Origin of the sequence: Phenylobacterium sp. (genome assembly GCF_004799395.1) — a bacterium.
Classification (GTDB): domain Bacteria; phylum Pseudomonadota; class Alphaproteobacteria; order Caulobacterales; family Caulobacteraceae; genus Phenylobacterium.
Window position 1 is genome coordinate 1 of record NZ_SSMZ01000018.1, and the last position, 9952, is coordinate 9952.

Sequence of the window (9952 nt, forward strand, 5' to 3'; positions counted from 1 at the left end):
GGATGGTGAGCGTGATCAGCTTGGCGTCGGGGGCGATGTTGCGCACCTCGGCCCCGGGGGTGTCGGAGGCGAAGGTCTGCCGGGCCTCAAACTCCAGGTTCTCCGGGAACACCTTCACCGCGGCCGGGTCGGCCACCGAGAGGTCCGGCACGATCTTGAAGCCGCGCTCGCCGGAGCGCTGCAGGTCGCCGGCGATGTCCTCGACGTCGCGGGTCAGGAAGCTGGAGAGGTCGACCAGAACGCGGCCGTCCGGCGTCATCCCCTCGACCTTGCCGGCCCAGACGGTGGAGACGGCGAAGGCGTCGTGGGCCGCGGCCTGCTCGTCGGCGGAGGCGTTCGCCGCCACGAAGCGCGGGTTCTCGTATTCGGCGATGACCTTCGCGCCGATGCGGCGGAAGACCAGGATCTTGCTCTGACTGATCCGGGCGCGGTCGAGTCCCACCGGCGCGGAGCCCAGGCCGGTCTTCAGCGCCGTCACATATAGGAAGCGCCCGCTGGCGCCGGTTGCGTCAGCCTTCGGCAGCGCCACCAGGATACGGCCCTTGTCCTTGTCCACATAGACCGGCAGCAGCCCGTCCTGGCGGGTCAGCCCGGCAGTGGCGCCGGCCTCGGCGGGCCTGGACGGCGCGGCTTGCGCCCACGCTGTCACCGGTCCCACGGCGATAAGGATCGCGGCCATGGCGGCCGCGCCGAACAAACCTGATTTCACGTGACGATCCCCGAACTGCTCAGCCACGACACTAGGACGGGTCGCGCGCCTCGGCCAAGGGCGTCCGCGCCGAAACGCCTCAAGGCGCCGCTAGGTCAGCCGCCTTGACCCGCACGGAAGCTTAGTTTTACGGTGTATTTCAGAGAACGCGTTCCCAAGGATCTGTGAGATGCCGCCCGACCTTCGCCGGCCCAACCGCACCTTCACGATCCGCCAGCTGTGCCTAGAGTTCAAATGCACGCCGCGGGCGCTGCGCTTCTATGAAGACAAGGGCCTCCTGGCCCCCGCGCGCGACGGGCTGAACCGGGTCTATTCCTACAAGGACCGCGCCCGGCTGCAGCTGATCCTGCGTGGAAAGCGCGTCGGCCTGGCGCTCGCCGAGATCGGCGAGATCCTCGACCTCTACGAAGTGGACGACGGCGGCGCCCAGCAGGCGGCGAAGTCCCTGCGCAAGTTCCACGAGCGGATCGTCGCGCTGGAGAGCCAGAAGGTCGACATCGACAACGCGATCTCCGAGCTGAAGGGCGGCATAGAGGCCCTGGAGGCGCGCCTGGCCAAGACCCGGCCCGATCTGCTGCCCCGCGCCGCCGACTACGATCAGATGTTGCGCCGCAGGCTCGATGGCGTGGAACATAGCGAAGCGAAATAGCCGCGCATCCCTCGCGGCCCCTTTGCTAGAAAGAATTCGCGCGTCTCCAGCAGCAGGCTGTTCCCGGCCGCATGAACGCGCGGGGAGAACGAGACCGCGATGCCCTACCAGCCGCCCGTCCGCGACTACGCCTTCATCCTGCGCGACCTGCTGAAGCTGGAGCGCTACGCCAACCTGCCGGCTTTCGCCGACGCGTCCATGGACACCGTCGACCAGATCCTCGACGAGGCCGCGAAGTTCACCTCCGAGGTGCTCGCGCCCCTGAACAGCGTCGGCGACAAGGAAGGCTGCCACTGGTCGGCGGACAATACGGTGACCACGCCTAAGGGATTCAAGGAGGCCTATCGCCAACTGGTCGACGGCGGCTGGCCGGGCCTGGGGTCCGATCCGGCCTACGGCGGACAAGGGCTGCCCCATGTCGTGAACCTGGCTTTCTCCGAGATGAGCTCGGCGGCCAACATGGCGTTCTCCATGTACCCGGGCCTGACCCACGGCGCCTATTCGGCGATCCACGCGGCGGGGACCCAGGAGCAGAAGGACCTCTACCTGCCGAAGCTGGCCTCGTTCCAGTGGGGCGGGACCATGAACCTGACCGAGCCGCAGTGCGGCACGGACCTGGGTCTGCTGCGCACCAAGGCCGTCCCGCAGGCCGACGGCACCTATAGGATTTCCGGCCAGAAGATCTGGATCTCCTCGGGCGAGCACGACCTCACCGAGAACATCGTCCACCTGGTGCTGGCCCGGATCGAAGGGGCGCCGGCCGGCACCCGCGGCATCAGCCTGTTCATCGTGCCGAAGTTCATCCCCGACAAGGACGGCAACCCCGGCGAACGGAACGCCGTGAAATGCCTGGGCCTGGAAGAGAAGATGGGTATCCACGGCAACGCCACCTGCGTGATCAGCCACGAGGAGGCCACCGGCTGGCTGATCGGCGAGGAGAACCGCGGCCTGTCGATCATGTTCATCATGATGAACGAGGCCAGGCTCGGCGTCGGGATGCAGGGGATCGCCCAGGCCGAGGCCGCCTACCAGGCGGCGGCCGCCTTCGCCAAGGACCGCCTGCAGGGCCGCTCGCTCACCGGGCCGAAGAACCCCGACGGGCCGGCCGACCCGATCATCGTCCACCCGGACGTGCGCCGCATGCTGATGGACGCCAAGGCGATCATCGAGGGCGGCCGCGCCTTCCTATTCTGGACCGCCCTGCATGGGGACCTGGCCGAGGCCAGTCCTGACGAGGCCGTACGCCAGAAAGGCCACGACTACATGGCCTTGATGACCCCCGTGCTGAAGGGCTTCCTCACCGACCGAGGCTTCAACGTCTGCTCGGACGCCATGCAGGTGCACGGCGGGTCCGGCTTCACCGAGCACTTCCCGGTCAGCCAGTACCTGCGCGATTGTCGCATCGCCCTGATCTACGAGGGGACCAACGGCATCCAGGCGCTGGATCTGGTGGGCCGCAAGCTGGCCGCCGAAGGCGGGCGCGGCGTCATGGGCTTCTTCGCCGAGATCGACGCCTTCGTCACCGCCCATGAGGGGGACGAAGCCATCAAGCCGTTCACCGAGGGCCTGGCCAAGGCCAAGGCCGAGCTGCAGGAGGCCACCATGTGGCTGATGCAGAACGGTCTGGCCAACCCCGACAACGCCGGCGCGGCGTCGACCGACTACCTGCACCTTTTCGGCCTGACGGCGCTTGCCTACATGTGGTCGATGATGGCCGTGACCGCGAGCGCCAAGATCGCCGCCGGATCGCACGATCCGCTCTATGCGGAGAAGCTGGCGGTCGGCCGCTACTACATGGCCCGCGTGCTGCCCGAGACCTCCGGGCGCCTCGCCAAGCTGAAGACCGGCGCGGAAACCCTGATGGCGCTTCCGGCAGAGTCTTTCTAGGGCGCGCGTTCTGAGGAGACGAGACCGATGGCGACCTACCGCGCCACCGCCGACTGGAGCCTGAAGGACGGCGAGGATTTCGCCGCGGGCCGCTACAGCCGCGGCCACTCCGTGGTGTTCGACAGTGGCTTCGAGGCGCCCGGCACCGCCTCCCCGCACGTGGTCGGCAACAAATGGTCCGTACCCGGCGCGGTCGATCCCGAGCAGATGCTGGTGGGGGCCATCAACACCTGCCACATGCTGAGCTTCCTCCACATCGCCCGCGAGGCCGGCCTCTTGGTGGCCCGTTATCGCGACGAGGCTGTGGGCGTGATGGAAAAGCGCGCGGACGGCGAGATGTGGGTCAGCCGGGTGACGCTACACCCCAAGATCACCTACGAAGGTCGCCAACCTACGCCGGCCGAGCGCGACGCGATGCACCACAAGGCCCACCACATCTGCTTCATCGCCAACTCGGTGAAGACCGAGATCGTGGTGGAAGAGGTGGCGGCCTGAGCCGCCTCGCGAAGCATGGTCAAGCTCCGCCGGCGATGCTATGGGCGAGCGATGATCTTCTCGTCCATCCTGGTAATCGCGAACATCCGCCTGGCAAACGCCGGCGCATGGCGCGTGCGCGCCGGAATGAGCGGGACGGCCTGAGGCGCAAATTAACAAACGCCTCTCACGCCCCCCGCCGACGCGGCAGGGGGTGGTGACGCCAAGAAGCCCCTGACATCGTCGGCCTCCAGCCGGATCCCGTCATGCTTCCCTCCACGCTCCTCACCCTGCCGATCGCCAGTTCTCTGGCCCTGTTCGCCTTCGTGTCCTCGATCACGCCTGGACCCAACAACACCATGCTGTTGGCGTCGGGCGCGAACTTCGGCTTCCGCGCGTCCTTGCCACACGCCGCCGGGGTGCTGGTGGGATTTCTCGGCCTAATCGCCCTGTGCGGCCTGGGTCTCGGCGGGGTCTTCAAAGCCTTCCCCATCCTGCACGGGATCCTGAAGTGGGGCGGCGCGGCCTATCTACTCTGGCTGGCGTTCAAGATCGCGAGCTCGCGGGCGGTCGGCGGCGGCGAGAGCGGATCGCGGCCCATGACCTTCCTGCAGGCCGTGGCGTTCCAGGGGATTAATCCGAAGGGTTGGGCGATGGCGCTGGGCGCTGTGGCGACCTATCTGCCGACCGGCTATGGCCTTGTGGACCTGGCGTTGGGGGTGCTGATCTTCGGCGCCTTGAACGGGCCCAGTATCCTCACCTGGATGGGCTCCGGCGTGGCGCTGCGGCACGTCCTCGAGCGGCCCGGCGTCCTGCGGATCTTCAACATCGCCATGGGATCGCTTTTGGCCCTCTCCCTGGTTCCGCTGCTGTTCGAACGCTAGAGCCGGTCGGCGGACGTGAGCAGGGACCGCAGTCGCGCCTCGAACGCCACGGCGTCCTTGAGGTCGCACTCCCAGATGGTCTCGACCCGCCAGCCGAGCGCCGTCAGGGCGTCGCTGCTCCTGGCGTCGCGGGCGCGGTTGCGATCGACCTTGCCGACCCAGTAGTCGCGGTTCTGTTTCGGCACCCGGGCGCCGCGCGCGCAGTCGTGGCCGTGCCAGAAGCAACCGTGGACGAAGAGCGCCAGCCTGCGGCCCGGCAGGACGATGTCGGGATTTCCCGGCAGGTTCTTACGGTGCAGGCGGTAGCCGGCGCCGAGCCGGGTCAGGGCCTTGCGCACCGCCAGTTCCGGCGAGGTGTCCTTGCCCTTCACCCGACGCATCACCGCCGAGCGTTTTTGGGGTGAAAAGACGTCGGTCATCGCGGCCCCTTCCCTTCCCGCAAGGCGGGACGGGGGGACCGCCGGCCAAGCGCAGCGGAGAGCCGATGGTGGGAAGGGCAAGCCGGGAGCGCGGCGTTCGTACATCCACCGCATGACTCAGCGCCTGAGGCTCGGCCTATCCGCCATTCCCTCTTCGGGCAACGGCCCCCCTCTCCCGCTTCGCGGGAAAGGAAGTGGATCACAGCCCTTCGAACAGCGGGGTCGAGACGTAGCGCTCGGCGAAGGAGGGGATGATCGCGACGATCAGCTTGCCTTTCATCTCGTCACGGCTGGCGACGTCGAAGGCCGCGGTGAGCGCCGCGCCGGAGGAGATGCCGACCGGGATGCCTTCCTCCGCGGCCACGCGCCGGGCCATGGCGAAGCTGTCGTCGTTGGAGACCTGCACCACCTCGTCGATCACGCCGCGGTCGAGGATCGAGGGCACGAAGCCCGCGCCGATGCCCTGGATCTTGTGCGGCCCGGGCTGGCCGCCCGACAGCACTGGCGAGGATTCCGGCTCGACAGCGATCATGCGGACCGAGGGCTTTCGGGCCTTCAGCACCTGGCCGACGCCGGTGATAGTGCCACCGGTGCCGACGCCGGAGATGACGGCGTCAACGGCGCCTTTGGTGTCATTCCAGATCTCCTCCGCCGTCGAGACCCGGTGAATGAGCGGGTTGGCGACGTTGTCGAACTGCTGCGGCATCACCGCGCCGGGGGTTGCCTCGACGATCTCGCGAGCGCGGGCGACGGCGCCGGCCATGCCGCGCTCGGCGGGCGTGAGTTCCAACTTCGCGCCCAGGATCAAGAGCATCTTGCGTCGCTCGATGGACATACTCTCCGGCATGACCAGGGTCAGCTTGTAGCCCTTAGCGGCGGCCACGAACGCCAGCGCGATGCCGGTATTGCCGCTGGTCGGCTCGACGATCATGCCGCCGGGCTTCAGCACGCCCTTGGCCTCCAGATATTCGATCATGGCCACGCCGATCCGGTCCTTCACCGAGCCGATCGGGTTGAAGAACTCCAGTTTGGCGACCACCTCGCCCTTGGGCTTCAGGGCCGCAGTCAGGCGGGGCAGGCGGACCAGCGGCGTGTCGCCCACGGTGTCGAGGATGGAATCGAAGATCTTGCCACGCCCGGCGCGCTGATAGCGCGCGGCGTCGTAGACCTTGTCGGGGGTGGAATCCATGAAGCGGGACCTTTCGCGGGAACGCCCTTTGTCGCCGCGAACCTAAGGCGTTCCATCGAGATTGGAAGGCCCGCCGGCCTATTCGGCGGCGATGGCCGACGCGGACGCCAGCAGCGGCTCCAGGAGTTCGCGCGCCAGCCAGCGCACCACCGGGACCGCCACGCCGTCGCCCGCTACGTGGAGGGCCGAGGTCGCCGCGCACGGCAGGCTGTAGCTGTCCGGCAGGCCCATCAGCCGCGCCGCTTCGCGCGGTGACAGCAGTCGGGTCCGGACCGTCCCGTCCTCCACCACCGCGATGGCTTGGCGCGAGGAACCGCCGCGCGGGGTGCGCAGGCACCCGGCCAGGCCGTCGAAGCGGATCTCGGCGCGCTGCATGCGCCGGCCCTGCTCGACGCGGGTGCGCCGGAAGATCGCGCCCACCGCGCGCGCGTCGCGCGCCCGCACTGCCTCCAGCCGGGCGCGATGCAGGGGCGCCATCAGCTCGAGCCAGCGGTCGGTGCGTGCTGGCGCGTGCCAGGCGACGGCGGCGTCGGGCTCCAGCAGGGCGGCGAGGCCCACGTTGCGCAAGGGCGGCGCGGCGAGTCGCCACCAGATCCAGCGGCGCGCCAGGTCGGCAGGCAGGCCAGCGGCTGCGACCTTCACCGCGCGGCTGTGGAAAGGGCTCGCGCCCACCAGCGCGGCGGCCGGCGGATCGCGCGTGGCGATGACGAACACCCGGGGCCGCGATTGCGGCAGGAACGCCGCCGCATCGATCTCCAGGGCGCCGAAGCTATAGCCCTGGCCCGCGAGCGCCTGGCCGAGGGCTGCGAAGTCGGCGCCTCCGTGTGAGGTCAGGAGGCCGCTGACATTTTCGATGACGATGGCCCGGGGCGCGCGGCCCTCGGCCGCCAGGCTCTCGATCAGGCGCCAGAAGCCGAAGAAGGCCGAGGAGCGGCCGCCCGCCAGGCCCGCGCGCGCGCCCGCCAGGCTGAAATCCTGGCAGGGGCTCGAGGCCCAGGCGAGATCAGCTGGGCCGGGCAGGTCGGCGGCGCCCAGCGCCCAGACGTCGCCTTGATGGAGGTGCCCAAATGCGTCGGGGAAGTTGGCCCGGTAGGTCGCCGCCTTGACCGGGTCAAAATCATTGGCGAAGGCGCAGCTCCAGCGGCCGCCCAGCCCCAGACGGGCCATGCCGCCGCCGGCGAAGAATTCGTAGAAGGTCAGGGACTGGCTGCTCACGCCCATGTCCCGTACCCTGATTTGCCATTGAAAAGAGAGACGTTCATGCGCCCTGCCTGGATCGCGCCGCTTCTGTTGCTGGGCCTGTGCGCCTGCAACAAGGAGAAGGAGACGGAAAACGGCGCGCCGCCCTTGCCGCCCGATGCGGCGGTGAATTTCAGCCAGCCGATCGACGCGCATGGCGGCGATCCGGCCTGGACGCTGACGGTGCGCGGGACCCAGCTGACGCTCGTCCGGCCCGGCCAGCCCGACGTCACGGCCAAGGCGCTGGGCGCGACGATCACGTCCCACTCGGCGGCCTGGACCGCAGCCTTGCCGGACGGACAGACCATGAAGGTCAGCCTCTACGCCAGCCCGTGCGTCGAGGGCGCCGGCAGCCGCGGCTGGCCGATGGCCGCGGAGGTCGCGCTTTCCGGCGCAAGCCCGCTCGGCGGCTGCGCGGGACCGGCGGGGAAGCCCTAGGGGCGAAAGCTCGAGCCCCCTACCGCTGCACCTCAAGCTGTTCGATCTGCGACTTTGGCTCGCCGCGCGGGGCCGCGGCCGGCAGGGCGAACCCTACGGCGATGGCGAGGGCCGCCACGGCGGTCCAGATGGCCTTGAGCGTCATGATGGGTCCCTCAACCGATCGCACGCGAGGCCATGGTCTAGCTTGTTCCGCCTTAATTCTGCGGGAACGGACGCGGCTAATCCTTCGTGAACGGCGCGGTCGTCTCGCCGATGGCGCTTGACCGACCCCGTCCCGCAGGCGGCAAAATGTCTCGGGGCGGCCCGAAGACCGCCAACGCCCAAGGAAGCGCGCGATGGAAAGAGCCTATGACCTGGTGATCCGCGGCGGCAGCGTCGTCGACGGTACGGGCGCAGCGCCCTTCGAGGCCGACGTGGCGGTCAAGGATGGGATCATCGCCGCGGTAGGCCGGATCGCGGCCTCGGGCGCGGAGGAGATCGACGCCCGCGGCCAGGTGGTGACGCCGGGCTTCGTCGACATCCATACCCACTATGACGGCCAGGCGACCTGGGACCAACGGATGCAGCCCTCGTCCTGGCACGGCGTGACCACGGTGGTGATGGGCAACTGCGGCGTCGGCTTCGCGCCGTGCAGACCCTCCGACCACGACCGGCTGGTGCGGCTGATGGAGGGCGTCGAGGACATTCCCTTCCCGGTGCTGACCGAGGGCCTGCCTTGGAACTGGGAGAGCTATCCGGACTACCTCGACAGCCTCGCCAAGCGCCGCTTCGACGTGGATATCGGCAGCCAGTTGCCACACGCGGCCTTGCGCGTTTTCGTCATGGGTCAACGCGGCGTCGACCGCGAGCCGGCCACCGAGGCGGACATCCACGCCATGGCGGCGATAGCCAAGCGGGCTATGGAGGCCGGGGCGATCGGCTTCGGCACCTCGCGGACGCTGAACCATCGTTCGTCAGATGGCTCACCTATCGCCACGCTGACGGCGGGCGAGGACGAGCTGACCGGCATCGCTACGGGCATGGCCGCCGCCAACAATGGGGCCGGACGGGGCGTGCTGCAGGTAGTCTCGGACTTCAACGATCCGGAGGCGGAGTTCGACATGCTCCAGCGGATCGTAGGGACCTCCGGGCGGCCGCTCTCCTTCTCGCTGCTGCAGAGCCCGCGCGATCCGGAACAGTGGCGCTACATGCTCGAACGGATGAGCGCGGCAAAGGCGGCCGGCCTGCAAATCCGCGCTCAGGTGGCGACGCGGCCGGTGGGCGTGCTGTTCGGCCTGGAGCTGACGGCGAACCCCTTCAGCACCTATCCGACCTATCGCGAGATCGCCGGCCGATCCTTCGCTGAGCGCGTCGCGCGCCTGCGCGATCCGGATTTCCGGGCGCGTCTGCTGGCCGACGAGCCCGACAGCGGCCGGGCGCCCGGCCTGTCGCCGGCCAGGGCCTGGGAACGTATCTTCCCCATGGGCCTCGACAGTCCCGACTACGAGCCGACGAGCGAGGCGTCGATCGCCGCGATCGCCGCGGCCCGGCACGCCGATCCGCGCGCCGTTGCGCTCGACCACATGCTGGACGGGGGCGAAGGTAACGGGCGCGGCATGCTCTACCTGCCGCTCCTGAACTACGCCCAGAACACCCTCGACCCCGCCTACCAGATGCTGCAGCACGACTGCGTGGTGCCCGGCCTGTCGGACGGCGGCGCGCACGTCGGCATGATCTGCGACGGCAGCTTCCCGACCACCAACCTGGTGCACTGGACCCGCGACCGCACGCGCGGGCCGAAACTGCCGTTGGAGATGATGGTCAAGGCCCAGTGCCGCGACACCGCCGAAACCGTCGGCCTGTTCGACCGCGGCCTGATCGCGCCGGGCTACCGCGCCGACCTCAACGTCATCGACTATCCGAACCTGAAGCTGAAGGCGCCCAGCGTCGCCTATGACCTGCCGACCGGCGGGCGCCGGCTGATCCAGCGGGCCGCGGGCTATAGCGCGACCATCGTCGCTGGCCAGGTCACCTACCGGGACGGCGAGCCCACAGACGCCCTGCCCGGCCGGTTGCTGCGCG

11 protein-coding genes are annotated in these 9952 nt (G+C 69.1%); 6 read left to right on the forward strand and 5 right to left on the reverse strand.

The window, feature by feature from the left end; genetic code table 11:
* Window positions 1-709, reverse strand: a 709-nt coding sequence (locus E8A12_RS01370; protein ID WP_293365959.1) for a DUF5117 domain-containing protein, incomplete at its 3' end; no start/stop codon positions are given.
* 169 nt (window positions 710-878) lie between these two features.
* On the opposite strand from E8A12_RS01370, the gene E8A12_RS01375 reads away from it, so the two are divergent.
* The 4 genes from E8A12_RS01375 (at window position 879) to E8A12_RS01390 (ending at window position 4603) form a co-directional block, all read left to right on the forward strand.
* A complete protein-coding gene (locus E8A12_RS01375) occupies window positions 879-1358 on the forward strand; it encodes a MerR family DNA-binding transcriptional regulator (RefSeq protein WP_293365960.1) in 480 nt (159 codons plus the stop codon).
* A 99-nt stretch (window positions 1359-1457) separates the two neighbouring features.
* On the forward strand, window positions 1458-3245 hold the full coding sequence (locus E8A12_RS01380) for an acyl-CoA dehydrogenase C-terminal domain-containing protein (protein ID WP_293365961.1): 1788 nt from the start codon (window positions 1458-1460) through the stop codon (window positions 3243-3245).
* A 27-nt stretch (window positions 3246-3272) separates the two neighbouring features.
* Window positions 3273-3740 carry an OsmC family protein gene (locus tag E8A12_RS01385; RefSeq protein ID WP_293365962.1) on the forward strand — a complete coding sequence of 156 codons (468 nt, stop codon included), beginning with the start codon at window positions 3273-3275 and terminating at the stop codon, window positions 3738-3740.
* A gap of 245 nt (window positions 3741-3985) precedes the next feature.
* The gene (locus E8A12_RS01390) at window positions 3986-4603 is read left to right on the forward strand and encodes a LysE family translocator (RefSeq protein ID WP_293365963.1); all 618 of its coding nucleotides are present in this window, start codon (window positions 3986-3988) and stop codon (window positions 4601-4603) included.
* Here E8A12_RS01390 and vsr read toward each other — a convergent pair.
* The 3 genes from vsr to E8A12_RS01405 all read right to left on the reverse strand — a co-directional run bounded on the left by vsr (window position 4600) and on the right by E8A12_RS01405 (window position 7432).
* A complete protein-coding gene (vsr, locus tag E8A12_RS01395; protein ID WP_293365964.1) occupies window positions 4600-5022 on the reverse strand; it encodes a DNA mismatch endonuclease Vsr in 423 nt (140 codons plus the stop codon). The two genes, E8A12_RS01390 and vsr, sit on opposite strands and share 4 nt — an antisense overlap.
* Window positions 5023-5221: 199 nt before the next feature.
* On the reverse strand, window positions 5222-6211 hold the full coding sequence (gene cysK / locus E8A12_RS01400) for a cysteine synthase A (RefSeq protein ID WP_293365965.1): 990 nt from the start codon (window positions 6209-6211) through the stop codon (window positions 5222-5224).
* A gap of 78 nt (window positions 6212-6289) precedes the next feature.
* Window positions 6290-7432 (reverse strand): DNA cytosine methyltransferase, encoded by a 1143-nt coding sequence (locus E8A12_RS01405; RefSeq protein WP_293365966.1) that lies wholly within the window; start codon window positions 7430-7432, stop codon window positions 6290-6292.
* Between the two features lie 39 nt (window positions 7433-7471).
* Here E8A12_RS01405 and E8A12_RS01410 point away from each other — a divergent pair, with 39 nt between their 5' ends.
* On the forward strand, window positions 7472-7888 hold the full coding sequence (locus tag E8A12_RS01410) for a hypothetical protein (RefSeq protein WP_293365967.1): 417 nt from the start codon (window positions 7472-7474) through the stop codon (window positions 7886-7888).
* A 19-nt stretch (window positions 7889-7907) separates the two neighbouring features.
* Here the strand turns inward: E8A12_RS01410 and E8A12_RS01415 are convergent, their stop codons facing one another.
* A complete protein-coding gene (locus E8A12_RS01415; RefSeq protein ID WP_293365968.1) occupies window positions 7908-8033 on the reverse strand; it encodes a hypothetical protein in 126 nt (41 codons plus the stop codon).
* Between the two features lie 193 nt (window positions 8034-8226).
* Here E8A12_RS01415 and E8A12_RS01420 point away from each other — a divergent pair.
* Window positions 8227-9952 (forward strand): amidohydrolase family protein (locus E8A12_RS01420; protein WP_293365969.1); only part of this gene is annotated, 1726 nt, incomplete at its 3' end.

Coding starts and splice junctions, on each gene's coding strand:
- E8A12_RS01405 (WP_293365966.1), bottom strand. CDS start 7,432: ATGGGCGTGAGCAGCCAGTCCCTGACCTTCTACGAATTCTTCGCCGGC.
- E8A12_RS01375 (WP_293365960.1), top strand. CDS start 879: ATGCCGCCCGACCTTCGCCGGCCCAACCGCACCTTCACGATCCGCCAG.
- E8A12_RS01385 (WP_293365962.1), top strand. CDS start 3,273: ATGGCGACCTACCGCGCCACCGCCGACTGGAGCCTGAAGGACGGCGAG.
- cysK (WP_293365965.1), bottom strand. CDS start 6,211: ATGGATTCCACCCCCGACAAGGTCTACGACGCCGCGCGCTATCAGCGC.
- E8A12_RS01390 (WP_293365963.1), top strand. CDS start 3,986: ATGCTTCCCTCCACGCTCCTCACCCTGCCGATCGCCAGTTCTCTGGCC.
- E8A12_RS01410 (WP_293365967.1), top strand. CDS start 7,472: ATGCGCCCTGCCTGGATCGCGCCGCTTCTGTTGCTGGGCCTGTGCGCC.
- vsr (WP_293365964.1), bottom strand. CDS start 5,022: ATGACCGACGTCTTTTCACCCCAAAAACGCTCGGCGGTGATGCGTCGG.
- E8A12_RS01380 (WP_293365961.1), top strand. CDS start 1,458: ATGCCCTACCAGCCGCCCGTCCGCGACTACGCCTTCATCCTGCGCGAC.
- E8A12_RS01415 (WP_293365968.1), bottom strand. CDS start 8,033: ATGACGCTCAAGGCCATCTGGACCGCCGTGGCGGCCCTCGCCATCGCC.